Origin of the sequence: Hominimerdicola aceti, from assembly GCF_025567495.1 — a bacterium.
GTDB classification, from domain to species: Bacteria; Bacillota; Clostridia; order Oscillospirales; family Ruminococcaceae; genus Hominimerdicola; species Hominimerdicola aceti.
Genome location: NZ_JAOQJZ010000001.1, coordinates 140,811 through 157,413, shown reverse-complemented (window position 1 = coordinate 157,413; position 16,603 = coordinate 140,811). Strand labels below are relative to the sequence as shown.

The window sequence follows — 16,603 nt, the reverse complement described above, 5'->3', positions numbered from 1 at the left end:
CCTTTTTTACCATACAAGGGGGTATTTTTCATGAAAATTTCGGACACTAAAAAGCTGGCAGCTATCACGGCGGCGTTTTTTATCACAGTCACGGCTTTTTCAGGCTGTTCAGAGAGTGCAAATTCTTCACAGACCACAAGCAGTATTTCTCAGGCGACAAAGTCTGACATTGACGCAAGCATTGCGGCAGAGGACATTGACGTTGGATATGACGAGGAAAGCTCAGTAGGGATCAGATTTGCTGATGGCAGTGCGGCTATAGACGGTGAGGGTGCGACCTCAGAAGGGGAAACTGTTACCATTTCGCAGGCAGGCACTTACATTCTTTCAGGCACGGCGACCAACGGCAGGATAATCGTTTCAGCGGACAAGACGGCTGAAATAAAGCTTATTTTCAATGGAGTTGACATAACTTGTGCTGACAACGCTCCCCTGCTCGTGAGCAAAGCAAAAAAAGTTTATATCGTGCTGGAGGACGGCACAGAGAACGTTTTGACGGACAGTGCAAGCTACTCTTTAGGAGAAGATGACAGCAACACAGACGGTGCTATTTTCTCCAAAGCCGACCTTACTATAAACGGCAGCGGTACACTTACTGTGAATGCGAACTACAAGCACGGCATAGTTTCAAAGGACGATCTTGTTATCACTGACGGCAATATCAATGTGACCTCGGCTTCAACCGCCATGGAGGGCAAGGACAGCGTTAAGATATCTGGCGGAACATTCAACATTTCCGCAGGCACGAACGGCATAAAATCCACTAACACAGAGACTTCTGACAAAGGCTTTATAAGCGTGACAGGGGGAAGCTTCACAGTAGTCGCAAACAATGACGCATTCGAGGCGGAAACTGTGCTTTCTATCGAGGGCGGAAGCTTTAACATCACCACAGGCGGTGGAAGTGCAAACGCTTCTATGAAGTCTGACGGCACACCAAACAGCGATTGGCAGAACAACATGGGCAACGGTGGTGGTGGTCCGAACGGAATGGGCAGACCTGACGATAACGGAAACGGCATGGGAGGCGACCCGCCTGCAATGCCTACGGCTGACGACACGGGGCTTACCATAGAAACTGCGGCTAACACTACTACAGACAGCGACAGTACGGACACATCTGACAACACTTCAACATCTGCAAAGGCTTTAAAGGCAGGCAGCGAGGTGAACATAAGCGGCGGCGAGATCAAGATAGATTCGGCAGACGATTCAGTACACAGCAACGGAAACATTGTTATAACAGGGGGAAACATTTCTGTGGCGTCGGGTGACAACGGAATGCACGCTGACGGAAATCTGACCATATCCGACGGCACTGTAGACATCACAAAGAGCTATGAGGGTATCGAGGGATCTATTGTGACAATAGACGGTGGCACCATATCAGTGGTAGCAAGCGATGACGGAATAAACTGCGCAGGCGGAAGCGACACTGGATCAACAGACAGAATGGGTACTGACCAATTCTCATCACAGGGCGGTGTTGAACTTAACATCAACGGAGGAACTGTAACCATTGACGCTGACGGCGACGGACTTGACTCAAATGGCAACTTCACAATGGCAGGCGGTACAGTTTACGTTTGCGGACCTACTAACGGTGGCAACGGTGCACTTGACTACAACGGCACTGCAACTGTAACAGGTGGAACGCTCATCGCCTGTGGTGCAGTTGGAATGGAAGAAGGCTTCGGTGACAACTCCACACAATACAGTGTTCTGCACGATCTTGGTTCGACAGTTTCAGCAAACGAAAAACTGACTATCACTGACAGTGACGGCAAGGAGATCTTAAGCTTTACCCCTACAAAGGCTTGGCAGAGCGTTGTATTCACAAGCGCTGACCTGAAGGAAGGCGAAACATACACCATTACGGCAGGGTCGCAGTCGGAAACCGTGACTATTGACGGCATTGTTACTTCTAATTCCACGGGAATGAGCTTTGGCAGAGGTCATGGCGGAGGACGTGGTTTCTGATATGAACGACAAAAGGACGAACTCGGGGTTCGTCCTTTTTTATTTGGCTGGTTTATCGTTCATAATATGCGGGACGTCGAGGGCGCCGTCCCCTACATTTGTGTAATATAAATCGTAGGGACTAACAGTGTTTACCCATATTTGCTCACCTTTGTTGTATACATACGCAAAAAAAAGACCGCATCACGAAGAAGCGGTCTTTAGTAAGCAATTTAGTTTTGGCTGTGCAGATTATGCAAGCTCAGCAAAGTACTTGATTGTTCTTACCATCTGTGATGTGTAAGAGTTCTCGTTGTCGTACCAAGAAACTACCTGTACCTCATAGAGGTCATCAGCGATCTTAGATACCATTGTCTGAGTAGCATCGAAGAGTGAACCAAATCTCATGCCGATAACGTCAGAAGAAACGATTGGATCCTCGTTGTAGCCAAATGACTCAGAAGATGCAGCCTTCATAGCAGCGTTGATGCCTTCAACTGTTACGTCAGCACCCTTTACAACTGCTGTAAGGATTGTTGTTGAACCTGTTGGAACTGGAACTCTCTGTGCAGAACCGATGAGCTTGCCGTTAAGCTCTGGGATTACAAGGCCGATAGCCTTTGCAGCACCTGTTGAGTTAGGAACGATGTTTGCAGCACCAGCTCTTGCTCTTCTCAGGTCACCCTTTCTGTGAGGACCGTCAAGGATCATCTGGTCGCCTGTGTAAGCATGGATAGTGCTCATGATACCGCTCTGGATAGGAGCATACTTGTTAAGAGCATTAGCCATAGGAGCAAGACAGTTTGTTGTGCAAGATGCAGCTGAAATGATTGTATCGTCAGCTGTAAGTGTCTTCTCGTTTACTGAGTAAACGATAGTCTTGAGGTCGTTACCAGCAGGAGCTGAGATAACTACCTTCTTAGCACCAGCATCGAGGTGAGCCTGGCTCTTAGCCTTTGATGTATAGAAGCCTGTGCACTCGAGAACTACGTCTACACCAAGCTTGCCCCAAGGACAATCCTTAGCGTCCTTTTCTGCATAAATCTGAAGAGTCTTGCCGTCAACAGTGATAGTATTAGCCTCATCGTCTGCTGATACTGTGTGAAGGTTCTCACCGATCTTACCACAGTAACCGCCCTGAGCTGTATCATACTTAAGAAGATCAGCGAGCATTGAAGGCTTTGTCAGGTCGTTGATTGCAACTACCTCGTAGCCCTCTGCGCCAAACATCTGTCTGAATGCAAGACGTCCAATACGTCCAAAACCATTAATTGCGACTTTAACTGCCATAATTAATTTACCTCCTAAAAATTTTTCTGTATTTATTATACTACATTTTTCTATACATTGCAAGTGTTTTTACAAAAAACTTAGAACTTTTTTTCTTTAAGGCAATACCGCACAAAGATTGTGCGTCAGATGCGTAGTCAGATTTTTTCGTCAGGTCACATAAAAATTCCGCAGGCATACTGTCGTATGTCAAGGGATTTTTGTGTGATATGGCGGAAAATCTGCAAGCAGATGGCGTGCAAAGCCGTCAGGCGGGCTTTGTGCGGTGTTGCCTTAAAACTTCACCGTAAAGCTATCTGTGTCTTGATCCGTCAAAGCACTGCTAAATTCTTTAAAATATGATCAAATATTGATGATTTTTTATTGACTACCCCGACAGTTTAGGTTATAATATTTACATGAGATCTTTATGAAAGGCAGGCTAACAAAGTGGAACTGACATCTTCTGTGAAAGAGATATATGCTCAGTCTGAGGAAAACATTATCCTCACTGACGCTGAGCTTAATGTCATTTGGAAAAATCATGGCGATCTGCCTGATGTTATAGATATTTCTGCTTTATGCGATACTCCGGAAAACGCTTTCATTCTGCCTGTTGAAAAGACAGCTACCTTTGAATATAAGGGCAGGTTTGCAGACTCGGCGGCAATGCGGTTTGAACCACTGAGAGATAATGGCATTATAACGAATTATCTCATACACTATTACTCTTGCATGGACATAGAACGTCTTTCTGACAAGTCTGGATATTTACGCTTCAAATCGAATTTTCTCGGCAACATAAGAATGGAGCTTTCTAAAATGTTAGCGATGCTTGACAGCCAAAAGGAATCCTTCTCTTCAAAAGCCGGCACTGAATATGAGCATTTTGACCATGAGGCAAGGCTTCGTATACTGAAGACATTTTCCGCAACGGTGAACATGACAGAACTTGCAAAATATTTCAGTGGCAATTTCACAACTGAATATCAGAGCCTGTCAGACATATGCGGTGAGGTATGCGACGAAGAAGGCAATTTACTTGAGGAGGACGGCTGTATTTTCAGATACTCCATTGACCCGTGCATTTATTTTGAAACAAACAAAAGCCTTATTAAAAATGTGCTTGTAAATCTGCTTGTGAACGCATATATGTACAATGACAAGGAACAACGGCAGGTGGAGCTTATCCTAAAAACTGAGGGCGACAGGATAATACTGTCAGTAAGTGATAACGGCAACGGCATGACAGACGATGTATGGCAGGCGGCTATCACGCCATTTGGCACATTCCAGAAATACAGTAGCAGCGAGGCGTTGGGGCTTGCTCTGGCAAAATGCTTTTGCGACCGTTTTGACGGTGAACTAAGTTATCGCAGCGAGATCGGCAAAGGCACTTGTGTGACCATGAGTTTCCCATGTGACAGCCGTGGTTTGCCGAAAGAGTTCCATGTGAGCAGAATGCCACCCATACCGAACCCATACGGCAGTACCTACTGCATAATGGCTAAAGGGCTTGACCCGCTGAAATAGGGTTTGGGCAATATACAGAGCAAGTGAATAGATGGGATACAAAAAAGGCAGTGCCGATTTTCTCGGTACTGCCTTGATTATTTTATGGAAATTAGTCCTTGATGATAGACTTACCTGTCATTTCCTTTGGCTGCTCAAGACCCATGAGTTTGAGCATTGTTGGTGAAAGGTCAGCAAGCACGCCGCCCTCTCTAATAAGAACATTGCCTGCGCCTGCGATAATAAGAGGTACAAGGTTGGTTGTGTGTGCTGTGAATGGAGAGCCGTCCTCTTCCATCATCTTATCTGCGTTGCCGTGGTCTGCTGTGATAAGTGCTATGCCGCCCTTTGCAAGAACTGCGTCAACCGTTTTGCCTACGCACTCGTCAACTGCTTCTACTGCTGCTACGGCTGCGTCGAACACGCCTGTGTGACCTACCATATCGCAGTTTGCATAGTTGAGGATAATTGCGTCATACTTGTCAGACTCTATTCTCTTGAGAACTTCGTCGCAAACAAGATATGCGCTCATTTCAGGCTGGAGGTCATAAGTTGCTACCTTTGGTGAATTGATGAGGGCTCTGTCCTCGTTCTCAAAAGGAGCTTCTACGCCGCCGTTGAAGAAGAATGTAACGTGAGCATACTTCTCTGTTTCAGCGATTCTAAGCTGTGAAAGACCCTTCTTTGCGATATACTCGCCGAAAGTATTTTCAAGGCTTGCTGGCTTGAATGCAACGTCAACGTTTGGCATTGTTGCGTCATACTGTGTCATGCATACATAGTAAAGTGGGAATCTGCCATTTCTTCTCTCAAAGCCTGTGAAATCATCGTCAACGAGAGTTCTTGTTATCTCTCTTGCTCTGTCAGGACGGAAGTTGAAGAAGATAACGCTGTCGTTTGCGGATATCTTGCCGTTCTCATCGATAACTGTAGGAACAACGAACTCGTCTGTAACGTCAGCGGCATAGGAAGCCTTGATAGCGTCAACTGCGTTATCAGCCTTATTGCCCTCGCCGTATACCATAGCGTCATAAGCCTTGCCTACACGCTCCCAACGGTTATCTCTGTCCATTGCATAGTAACGTCCCATTACTGTTGCTATCTTGCCGACACCAATTTCCTTGAGCTTTTCTTCAAGCTCAGCTACGAAGTCAGCACCGCTTGTAGGAGGAACATCTCTGCCGTCCATGAAGCAATGAACGTAAACCTTTGTAAGACCTGCTTTCTTAGCAAGCTCCAAAAGACCATAGAGGTGTGAATTATGTGAATGAACGCCGCCGTTTGAAAGAAGTCCGAACAGGTGAAGTGCGCTGTCATTCTTCTTGCAGTTCTCAACGGCTGCTGTGAAAGCTTCGTTTGAGAAGAATTCGCCGTCCTTGATAGACTTTGTAATTCTTGTAAGCTCCTGATAAACTATTCTTCCTGCGCCGATATTTGTATGGCCTACCTCTGAGTTACCCATTTGTCCCTCAGGAAGTCCAACGTCCATGCCGCTTGCACCGATAAGAGTGTGCGGATAGTTGGCAAGAAGTCTGTCGATATTAGGTGTTTTGGCAGCTCTGATAGCGTTGCCGTAATCCTTGTGATTATAGCCGAAGCCGTCCATAATGATAAGTGCTATGGGTTTCTTTGACATATTTCTTAGTCCTTTCAACATCATTTATATTCGTATTATCCCCAATAACCGCCCTTTTCAAGAAAGCTCAGGACATATTCCTTAAATTCCTTGGCAGTATCGTCGCTTGTGTAATAGGTCTTTGCGCCGATACGGACATAGTTGCTCTCTCCTGCTTCATAGTAGATAGCTGGACCTTCTGAACATTTTATATCCAGCCAATCGCCGCCAACAACGTACTCCTTTGAATCCGGCTCTTTCTCCTCTGCGTTTTCCATGACTTTCGTGCGGAACTCTGTTATCTTGTCAAGCAGCTCGCTGTCTGTGAACTCAACGCCGCTAAGGAGCTTACTAGAGTCCATTTTGATAGTTACATTTTCAAGCTTAGCTTCAGATGTTGTCTGAGAGTTTTCTGCCGCCGGTGCGCTGCTTTCGTCAACGCTTCCGCAAGCTGCAAATGACATACACATGGATAATACTAATGCTGCAAATATTATTTTTTTCACAGTTGCGTCCCCCTGTTCAAAAAAAGCAGAGGACAGCCGCAGCCGTCCCCTGCGGAACTTTTTATTTGTTTGTTCTTGTGACGAATGATATTTTGCCCCTAGATATCCGTCTGTTAATTAGCCCTCAACAGCAGCCTGAACGATAGTGTTGAAGTCAGCAGCCTTCAGTGAAGCGCCGCCGATAAGACCGCCGTCTACGTTCTCCTTAGAAAGAAGCTCTGCGCAGTTCTTAGCGTTCATTGAGCCGCCGTACTGAATTGTAACTGCCTCTGCTGTAGCCTCGTCATAGATCTTAGCAAGTGTTGCTCTGATGAATGCGCAAACTTCCTCTGCCTGATCTGCTGTAGCTGTCTTGCCTGTGCCGATAGCCCAAACTGGCTCGTAAGCGATAACGGACTTCTTAACGTCCTCTGCTGATACGCCGAAGAAATCAAGCTTTACCTGTCTTGCGATAACTTCCTCTGTGATGTTGCACTCACGCTCCCAGAGAAGCTCGCCAACGCAAACGATAGGCTTAAGACCTGCTGCAAGAGCTGCCTTTGTTCTCTTGTTTACTGTTTCGTCTGTTTCACCGAAATACTGTCTTCTCTCAGAGTGACCGATAACAACGTACTCAACGCCAAGCTCAACGAGCATATCTGCTGAGATCTCGCCTGTGAAAGCACCGCTCTTCTCAAAGTGAACGTTCTCTGCACCGATCTTTACGTTTGAACCTGCTGTTGCGTTGATAGCAGTTTCAAGGTTTGTGAAAGGTACGCAAGCGATAACTTCTACCTTGCCCTCAGCGTTTGCAACAAGTGGCTTGATAGCTTCGAGAAGCTCCTTAGCCTCAGGTCTTGTCTTGTTCATTTTCCAGTTTCCTGCAATAATTGCTTTTCTTACAGCTTTTTTCATGATAAAAAACTCCTTTATTTTTTATAGGGAACAGAAAAACTGCTCCTGCTAGTTTTCCAAGTCTATTATACAACATTCCCTCGTATTTGTCAACTAATTAACAAAGGCTTGGACTTATTTTATCTGTTTATTACAGCTTATCTATAAGCATAACGACACCGAAAACGCCAAGCAGGACACCGATAGCGATAGCCGCATAGCCGAAAGGCGTTTTCTCCTCTTTTTCCTCGGCTTCCTTTTCCTCCTCAGTGACTTCTACCTTTGATTTTTCATCGTCAAGGTAAAATTCCTGTGGGTTTTCTGGGTTATACTTTATGTCTATCATGTCGCCCTTTTCATAGCCGTTGTCTGTGACTATCTGGGTATACTTTTCGCCGTCAATGGTATAGCCTATTTTCCACTCGGTAAAAACTCTGTCCTCACCGCCGTTGAAGTCAGGCATTGTGGTCTTGACTTTCTGCAAGGCTTTTGCCTGAGTTGGTTCGTAGTGATCCTCCTCAGGGATATTATATTCCTGCTCAGGGAAAAAGCGATAGCCCTGCAAGGCTTTTATACCGAAATAGATAAGTCCAATGCCTGTGAGCAGAAGAATTATTCCACCTATGCCCTGCCAGCCTAATCCGCTTTTTGCAAGTAGTGTTATTTCATTCATTTTTACTACCTCGATTTCTGCATAAAAAAGGGACAGGCAAAACCTGCCTGCCCCTAGCTTATAGCTTAGTAAAATATATTACTTGTCAGCGATTACGTCGATACCTGGGAGTACCTTGCCCTCGAGGTATTCAAGTGAAGCTCCGCCGCCTGTTGAGATGTGTGACATCTTATCAGCAAAGCCAAGCTGGATAACTGCTGCTGCTGAGTCGCCGCCGCCGATGATAGTTGTAGCGTCTGTTTCAGCAAGTGCCTTTGCAACTGCGATTGTACCCTTTGCAAGTGTTGGGTTCTCGAACACGCCCATAGGACCATTCCAAACAACTGTCTTTGCAGACTTAACAGCCTCGCCGAAGAGAGCCTGTGTCTTTGTGCCTATATCAAGGCCTTCCTTGTCAGCTGGGATCTTATCAGAATCAACAACTTCTACATCGATAGGAGCGTCGATTGGATCAGGGAAACCTGCTGCAACTGTTGTGTCGATAGGAAGAAGAAGCTTCTTGCCGAGCTTTTCAGCCTTTGCCATCATTTCCTTGCAGTAGTCGATCTTTGTATCGTCAACGAGGGAAAGACCAACTTCCTTGCCCTGTGCCTTAAGGAATGTATATGCCATACCGCCGCCGATGATAAGTGTATCGCACTTCTCGAGGAGGTTTGAGATAACGTTGAGCTTATCTGCTACCTTTGCGCCGCCGAGAATAGCAACGAATGGTCTAACAGGTGTTTCAACTGCATTTCCGAGATAGTTGATCTCTTTCTGCATGAGGTAACCAACTGCTGTTTCCTTAACGAACTTTGTAACGCCAGCTGTAGAAGCATGAGCTCTGTGAGCTGAACCGAAAGCGTCCATTACGAATACTTCGTCGTCAACGAGGTCAGCAAGTTCCTTAGCGAAAGCTTCACCGTTCTTTGTTTCCTCTGCGCCTCTGAATCTTGTGTTCTCAAGAACAACGATATCACCGTCAGCCATTTCAGCAACTGCCTTCTTAGCGTTGTCGCCAACTACTGTATCGTCAGCAGCGAATGTTACCTTTGTTTCAGGAAGAAGCTCTGCAAGTCTTGCAGCAGCAGGAGCAAGTGAGAACTTAGCCTCTGGGCCGTTCTTTGGCTTGCCAAGATGTGAACACAGAACTACCTTGCCGCCGTCAGCTACCAGCTTCTTGATAGTTGGGAGAGCAGCTGTTATTCTGTTATCGTTTGTAATAACGCCGTCCTTAAGAGGAACGTTAAAGTCAACTCTTACGAGTACCTTTTTGCCCTTTACATTAATGTCATCAACAGTAACTTTGTTTAAACCTGCCATTTTAAAGACACCTCTCAATTAAATTTTTTAATTCACGTTGTTAAAAAACTAACAACCTTACCTTTATTATATAACATACCGCCATAAAAATCAAGTATTTTTTTATAATTTTTACCCTGATTTTATAACTTTAGGCTTTTAAAGTGCGTCCACCTTTATCTCTCCGTTGTCAGCGGATATTGCCACGGCGGACACTGCTCCCTCGCCCTTGTCTATAAGCAGTTCGGCTATCTTATCCTCCACCTCGTTTCTTATGACACGGCGGATATCTCTTGCACCAAGCTTCTGACCGTATGCCTTATGTGCAATAGTTTTCAGAGCTTTATCTGTATATCTCAGGCTGATATGTTTCTCCTCCAGCGGTGATTTCATCTCGTCCAGCATAAGGCCTGCTATGCCAGCGTAATTCTCCTCTGTGAGCGGATTGAACACAACTATCTCGTCAATTCTTCCAAGAAACTCAGGTCTCAGGAAATCTCTCAGGGCTTTCATTGCTTTATCCTTGGCGATATCACTGTCGGTCTTATTGAAGCCCACACCTGTATCTCTATCAGTCGAACCTGCGTTTGATGTCATGACGATAACTGTGTTCTCAAATGAAACGCTTCTGCCCTGTGAATCGTTGATACGTCCCTCGTCAAGTATCTGGAGAAGTATGTTCATAACGTCAGGGTGAGCCTTTTCTATTTCGTCAAAAAGTACCACTGAATATGGTCTGCGGCGCACCTTTTCGGTAAGCTGACCTGCTTCGTCAAAGCCAACATATCCCGGAGGTGAGCCGATAAGCTTTGATACTGAGTGCTTCTCCATATACTCGGTCATGTCAACTCTGATAAGCGGTTCGGTGGCGTCAAAAAGCTCTTCTCCAAGGACTTTCACAAGCTCTGTTTTTCCAACGCCTGTTGGGCCGACGAAAATAAATGAAGCCGGTCTGCGACGTTTTGAAAGCTGAACCCTTGTACGCTTTATTGCCTTTGCGACCTTATCAACGGCTTCGTCCTGGCCGATAACACGCTTTGAAAGGGCTTCTTTCAGATGCTTTATCTTGTCATACTCGGTCTGAGCTATTTTATTGGCAGGGATACCTGTCCAAAGCTCTATTACCTTTGAGATATCTTCCTCTGTTACCTGAACGTTTTTGAGGGTCTCCTCAACTTCTTTGAGCCTGTTCTGTATTCTCAGTATCTCGCCCTTTTCCTTTGCGATTATCTCATAGTCAGGGTCTGACTTCTGCTCGTAATCCTCAACGAGCTTTTCATGCTTTTTTAGTTCCTCGTTAAGTGCGTCGAACTCTTCTATTTCAGGTGTTCTGATACTTGTGCAGGCGCAGGCTTCGTCAAGAAGATCTATCGCCTTGTCAGGGAGAAATCTGTCGTTGATATATCTTTCAGAAAGCACTGCACACTCTCTGAGCATATCGTCTGATATCTTTACTCTATGGAAATTTTCGTAATACTGCTTTATGCCTTTGAGAACTGTGATTGTGTCCTCAACTGTCGGCTCGGAAACTGTTACAGGCTGGAAACGTCTTTCAAGTGCAGAGTCCTTTTCGATATACTTTCTGTACTCCTTGAAAGTCGTTGCGCCTATTACCTGTATCTCGCCTCTTGAAAGGGACGGTTTCAGAATATTAGCGGCGTTCATCGTTCCCTCATTGTCGCCTGTGCCAACAAGGGTATGCACCTCGTCTATAAAGAGGATAACATTGCCCTGCTCTTTTACTTCCTCTACAAGTCCTTTACAACGGCTCTCGAACTGTCCTCTGAACTGAGTGCCTGCAACGAGTGCGGTAAGGTCAAGGAGGTAAAGCTCCTTATCCTTGATATGGAAAGGCACATCTCCGGCAACTATCCTCTGTGCGATACCCTCGGCAATGGCTGTTTTACCAACGCCAGGTTCGCCTATAAGGCATGGGTTGTTCTTCTGACGTCTTGACAGGATATGGATAACTCTTGATATCTCCTTATCTCTACCCACAACGTTATCAAGCTTGCCCTCTCTTGCTTTCTGAGTAAGATTTGTGCAATAGTTGTTGAGAAATTTAAGCTTTTTCTTTTTATCCTTTGGCTTGTTCTCTCCGCCCTCATCGGTGGCTTTAGGCATACCTCCTGCGAGGTTGCTGAAAAGATTGGCTGCGTCACCGCCGAAAAGATTGCTCAGGAAGTTCGTTCCGCCCGGCTCAAAATCGTCCCCGTCGGAAGCCTCCATAAGCTGATTTGACATTGCTTCAAGGTCATCGTCTGAGATGCCCATTGCCTTCATATAATCGTCCACCTGCGAAATGCCAAGCTCCTTGGCACAAACAAGGCAAAGTCCCTCGTTCTTCTTGTGCTGAGGGTCCTTGGCGTTCATCTGTGAGATGAACACCACAGCAGGACGCTTTTTACATCTTGAACACATTAACATTTTTATTTGCTCCTTTCCTTACTGATACACCTTACGGTAATCATTTATACAGAATATCAAAGAAGTAACTGAACAGATAGGTATTTTCAAAAACAGCGCTGTTGAACTTGGGAAGCTTGTTCTCGGTAGCATTTATCACAGTGCAGACCATAAAGGCTATCAACACCAGATACAGACCGCCTTTGCAAAGACCAAGCGCCATGCCTGCAAAACGGTTTGCCGCTGTCAGACCTGCCATTCGGGTAAAAACTCCCGACAGACGCAGGATAAGCCTTATGACTATCTCCATAAGCACATACACCGTCATGAACACGCAAAGCCTTATAAAAGTCAGGGCGATCGGTCGGAAAATGTTCTTTTCCAGATACTCAGCACCAGTTCTGCCACCCTCAGAGAGAGCCTTGACGGCTTCGTCTATCTGCTCGGTAGTGAACTTCACCGCCTTAGACAGACTTTTTCCAAGCTTATTACCCTCCAGCTTTTCGCTGAGCTTTTGGGGCATAACGCTGTGGATATACTCTGAAAGCTCCTCGCCCTTTTGCTGAGCAGTATCAAGGTCTGTTCCCTTTGAAACAAGCAGCTTTTCGGTATTCTCCGCAAGAGTGCCTGCCCCTGACAGGACGTTTTTTATCTCCTCATCTGAAAGGTCGATATCAACGCCCTCGTTTTTCAGTTCATTGCTCACAAGCTTTGAAAGATCCGTCTGTTCAGCAGCGTTTTCAAGGCTCGTTATAAGCTGCGTTTTGAAATATTTGTTATATACATTTTCAGCCGACATATTGGCTATAAGAAAAGCCACAAGAACGGCTGCCACTGTTCCGAGCATTGTGATGACATATCTCACAAAGCCCTTACAGTATCCTGTCAGAGCGGTCACGATAAGGATCATTATAACTGCTCCGTCAAAAAAATATGCCATATTTTCCTGCCTTTCGTCAGGTCTCGAAAGCTATTTTGTTTATCTCATGCAGACCTAGGAAATAAACGCTGTCGTTGATGTAAACAAAGTCAAGATACTCAGAGGACACTGCCGCTGTTGCAAGTAGATTTCCTGCACTGTCATAGGCTTCTATATTATCCTCGCCGAGAAGGATCACCTTCTTGTTCTCTGCGACCATTTTCTTAGGCTTGCCGCTTTGAGTATAAACAACGCTATCAGGCTTATCTCCGTCAGAGTCCGAACGGAACACCGCAAGAGTTCCTGTTTTACGCTGTATGCCATCGAATGCTACTGCGGCAGTGGTATCTGTCAGGGCATAGTCTGAAAGCTCCTCAGGATATTCATACTGCATAAGTATTTTACCATTGCTGTCAAGCTTATAGAAGCAGGTATCGCCCACTACCCAATAATCGCCGTTATCGTTTCGCTGAACGGCAACTGCGAGAGTTTCAAGCTGTTCGCTCTTCATCTTCTCCTCTGTGCTGTCAAAGGTCACATAATAGATGACCGAGCGCAACGCTCCGCCACTGCTGGAAAATGTTGAGATACAACAGCCGCTTCCGTCCTTATCAAAGCTTATATCAAGTATTCTTCGTGAGCTTGACCACTGATATATCTCTGCTCCCGAGGAGTCATAAACTGTCAGCACTGCGGCATATTTCTCAGTCTGGGTGACCACTGCAACTGTGCTGTCAGGGGCTATCTCCGCCAAAAGTATAGACTGGTCTATATCCTTTGAAAGCAGCTCGCCCTTTTTATTCAGCACTCTGAAAGAATTTCCACCGTTATCGTAAACAAGCACACGCTTTCCAGATGTTCTTACAACAGGGTTTGCAAAGTTGTGAGAATTATCCGATATCTTATTGCCAGACTCGTCATAAAAAGCAATGTTCCTGTCGTCAACTCGAACTATACCGTCGGAAAGCTGTTTTATAACATTTACTGAGCTTTCATCAAAGGTCAGCGGGAAATTTCCGCTTTGCTTTTTGCCGTCGTTTACTATAGTGGCATGAGGTCTGTCCAAAATGCCCTCAAGCTTCGGCACCCACACTCCTCTTGAAGCGTAAACGCCAACTCCGAAAGCGACCACCACTGCTATGGCGGCTATCTTTTTATAGAGCTTTTTGTTTTTCTCTTTCTTTCTTGCCGCTCTTATATCGGTGACGTTGGATATTTCCTCGTCAGACCTCTCTGCTTTCTCAGCTTTCTCAGCCTTTTTCTCTTTTCTGCTTTTATGCTCGGATTTTTCCTCTTTGCTTTCTGAAGCCTGCTCTTTATTTTCACCGCATGATACTGTTATCTTGCTTTCATCAGCTTTTTCAGGCTTTTCCTCCTCAGCTTTATCCTCGGTGTTCGTCAGCTCTATTCTGCTTCGTGACTCCTCGGCTTCTTCCGCTTCTTTTCGGAGCTGTTCTTCCTGCTCACGTTCCGCCGCTTTCTGAGCCGCCTTTTTCTGACGCTTTATCTCTCTGAAAGTAACGTTCGGCATAGGCTCTTCTGCACCGTGAAACTCGTCACGCTGAACAAAATCCGTCTGCTTGGTTATTCTTATTGTTTTTTCTTCTTTGGTAGGCGGATTTTTCTTTCTCCGCCTGCTCTTTGATCTTTTATCATTCACCTTGTTCAGATCCTTTATCTTTATCATAATATACTTCGTTAAGATACAATCCCTGCGGCGGAACGGTCTTTCCGCCTCTTGTTCTGTCCTTTGACGCAAGTATATCGGGTATTTGAGTTTCTCCTATCTTGCCCTCATTTATAAAAATAAGCGTGCCTACCATTATCCTTACCATATTGTACAGAAAGCCGTCTCCCGAAACTGTGAATATCACAAGCTCGCCCTCACGTCTTACATGGAAAGAGAATATAGTCCTAACTGTATTCTCCTTTGTGCAATCGGTGGAACACATGGCTTTGAAATCGTGCGTTCCCACAAAATCCTGTGCGGCTTTATCAAGCTTTTTTTCGTCTATTGGAAACCAACTGCGGTAGGCTGTATCTTTATAAAAAGGATTTTTTATCTCGCTGTTATGTATAATATACTCATACTCCTTGCCGCTGCACATATATCTTGCGTGAAAATCAAGGGGGACTTTTTCGCACTCCAGCACTGAGATATCGTCCGGCAGCTTTGAATTAAGTCCGAAAACTATGCCACGGCAGGTTATTGTGGACTCTATGAGAAAGCTTGCACAAAATCTTCTTGCGTGCACTCCTGCATCTGTTCGTGAACAGCCGTTCACTGTGACTGTCTGTCCCGTCAGCGAGAGGATAGCTTCTTCAAGCACCTGCTGAACGGCAAGGGCGTTGTTCTGCCTTTGCCACCCATGATAGGCTGTGCCGTTATAGGCAAGTATTATCCTGAAATTTGTCATGAGTATATCCCGTTTCTTTAATCGAGTGTTATGGAATCTATATTGTCAAGTCTTACTATCATGGTGCTGTCGCTTTTCTTTTCGTGAACGATAAGCTTTACCCACTCGTCGTCTGCGTCAAGAATAGTACAGCTATGACCATAAATCCCGTCGCCGTCAATGGTACATTCTCTGCCGATAAGTTCTTTTATAATGCCTGACATTTTACTTCCCCCATTTGCATTTCTCTCAAGTTTCTTGACTTTTCTTTCCAAAGTGTCAAGTCTGTCATCTTGGTCCATATCTTTAAAAACACTGCTCATAATACCCCTCCTAAACGACTATATTTATGACAATAACGCCTGCAAGGAACAGCACGCAGAATATAGAGCCATAGAGATCGACTATGCTCATATGGAGCTGTTTCATTCTTGTTCTGCCCTCTCCGCCGTGATAACAGCGGCACTCCATAGCGAGAGCAAGCTCCTCAGCGTGTCTGAACGATGCCACAAAAAGCGGTATCAGCACTGGGATAAGGGCTTTAGCTTTCTGTATCAGCGAGCCTGTTTCCATATCCGCTCCTCTTGCTTTCTGTGCCGACATTATCTTGTCTGTTTCCTCGATAAGGGTAGGGATAAATCTCAGGGCAATAGTCATCATCATTGCAAGCTCATGGACAGGCACTTTTATCTTTTTCAGCGGTGAAAGCAATCTTTCGATAGCGTCTGTCAGGTCGATAGGCGAGGTGGTGTAGGTAAGAAGCGAAGTGCCGACAATAAGGCAGATTATCCTTATCATCATGAACACTGCCGTGTCAACGCCTTCATCGGTTATCTTGAGAAATTTCCACTCAAAATAGGCTTTGCCCGTTCTGATAAAAAGCAGATTGAGTATCGCCGTGAATATTATTATCGGCACGATAGGCTTCAAGCTTTTTAGCATTAGTTTACCGGGTATTTTCGATATGATAAAAGTGAGAATAGTAAAAGCTATGCCCACAAGAAGTCCCCACACGCTGTTTGCGGCGAAAAGCATTACTATGAAAACCGCCGTCATTATTATCTTTATTCGTGCGTCCATTCGGTGAATGACAGAATTTCCGGGAAAATACTGTCCTATAGTAATATCCTTTATCAAGGTATATTCCTCCAATTTTCTATCTCAACTTACACAGTCCTGCTCTCTGCTCATATG

Annotated in this window: 14 protein-coding genes; 2 read left to right on the top strand and 12 right to left on the bottom strand. The window is 45.3% G+C overall.

The genetic code is table 11. The annotated features are described in order from the left end of the window. Nucleotides 1–30: 30 nt before the first annotated feature. Nucleotides 31–1,980 carry a carbohydrate-binding domain-containing protein gene (locus tag OCV57_RS00905; RefSeq protein WP_267300226.1) on the top strand — a complete coding sequence of 650 codons (1,950 nt, stop codon included), beginning with the start codon at nt 31–33 and terminating at the stop codon, nt 1,978–1,980. A gap of 231 nt (nt 1,981–2,211) precedes the next feature. Here the strand turns inward: OCV57_RS00905 and gap are convergent, their stop codons facing one another. After that, nucleotides 2,212–3,249: a type I glyceraldehyde-3-phosphate dehydrogenase gene (gene gap / locus OCV57_RS00900; RefSeq protein WP_022287438.1), complete on the bottom strand. Its 1,038-nt coding sequence runs from the start codon at nt 3,247–3,249 to the stop codon at nt 2,212–2,214. Nucleotides 3,250–3,678: 429 nt separating this feature from the next. Between gap and OCV57_RS00895 the strand changes: the two genes are divergently transcribed. Continuing rightward, complete coding sequence (locus tag OCV57_RS00895) at nt 3,679–4,761, top strand: sensor histidine kinase (protein ID WP_267300225.1); 1,083 nt, start codon at nt 3,679–3,681, stop codon at nt 4,759–4,761. Between the two features lie 91 nt (nt 4,762–4,852). Here the strand turns inward: OCV57_RS00895 and gpmI are convergent, their stop codons facing one another. From gpmI to OCV57_RS00840, 11 genes are all read right to left on the bottom strand, one after another. Next, complete coding sequence (gene gpmI, locus OCV57_RS00890; protein ID WP_117863195.1) at nt 4,853–6,376, bottom strand: 2,3-bisphosphoglycerate-independent phosphoglycerate mutase; 1,524 nt, start codon at nt 6,374–6,376, stop codon at nt 4,853–4,855. 35 nt (nt 6,377–6,411) lie between these two features. Next, on the bottom strand, nt 6,412–6,861 hold the full coding sequence (locus OCV57_RS00885) for a hypothetical protein (RefSeq protein ID WP_267300224.1): 450 nt from the start codon (nt 6,859–6,861) through the stop codon (nt 6,412–6,414). A gap of 117 nt (nt 6,862–6,978) precedes the next feature. Continuing rightward, nucleotides 6,979–7,755, bottom strand: a complete 777-nt coding sequence (gene tpiA / locus OCV57_RS00880) for a triose-phosphate isomerase (protein ID WP_022287442.1) — start codon at nt 7,753–7,755, stop codon at nt 6,979–6,981. A 130-nt stretch (nt 7,756–7,885) separates the two neighbouring features. Continuing rightward, a complete protein-coding gene (locus OCV57_RS00875) occupies nt 7,886–8,407 on the bottom strand; it encodes a DUF3592 domain-containing protein (protein ID WP_267300223.1) in 522 nt (173 codons plus the stop codon). 78 nt (nt 8,408–8,485) lie between these two features. Then, nucleotides 8,486–9,709 carry a phosphoglycerate kinase gene (locus tag OCV57_RS00870; RefSeq protein WP_022287444.1) on the bottom strand — a complete coding sequence of 408 codons (1,224 nt, stop codon included), beginning with the start codon at nt 9,707–9,709 and terminating at the stop codon, nt 8,486–8,488. Nucleotides 9,710–9,847: 138 nt separating this feature from the next. Further along, nucleotides 9,848–12,115 carry an ATP-dependent Clp protease ATP-binding subunit gene (locus OCV57_RS00865; protein WP_267300222.1) on the bottom strand — a complete coding sequence of 756 codons (2,268 nt, stop codon included), beginning with the start codon at nt 12,113–12,115 and terminating at the stop codon, nt 9,848–9,850. Nucleotides 12,116–12,155: 40 nt separating this feature from the next. Next, nucleotides 12,156–13,034, bottom strand: coding sequence for a CvpA family protein (locus tag OCV57_RS00860; RefSeq protein WP_195551215.1), 879 nt, complete (start codon nt 13,032–13,034; stop codon nt 12,156–12,158). Between the two features lie 16 nt (nt 13,035–13,050). Continuing rightward, nucleotides 13,051–14,700, bottom strand: a complete 1,650-nt coding sequence (locus OCV57_RS00855; protein ID WP_267300221.1) for a DUF5711 family protein — start codon at nt 14,698–14,700, stop codon at nt 13,051–13,053. Continuing rightward, nucleotides 14,666–15,430, bottom strand: coding sequence for a tRNA pseudouridine(38-40) synthase TruA (gene truA, locus OCV57_RS00850; protein WP_046441640.1), 765 nt, complete (start codon nt 15,428–15,430; stop codon nt 14,666–14,668). Before truA ends, OCV57_RS00855 begins: the two co-directional genes overlap by 35 nt. Before the next feature lie 17 nt (nt 15,431–15,447). Then, nucleotides 15,448–15,732, bottom strand: coding sequence for a hypothetical protein (locus OCV57_RS00845; protein WP_046441641.1), 285 nt, complete (start codon nt 15,730–15,732; stop codon nt 15,448–15,450). A gap of 10 nt (nt 15,733–15,742) precedes the next feature. After that, nucleotides 15,743–16,546 carry an energy-coupling factor transporter transmembrane component T family protein gene (locus OCV57_RS00840; RefSeq protein ID WP_041337616.1) on the bottom strand — a complete coding sequence of 268 codons (804 nt, stop codon included), beginning with the start codon at nt 16,544–16,546 and terminating at the stop codon, nt 15,743–15,745. Between the last annotated feature and the right edge of the window lie 57 nt (nt 16,547–16,603).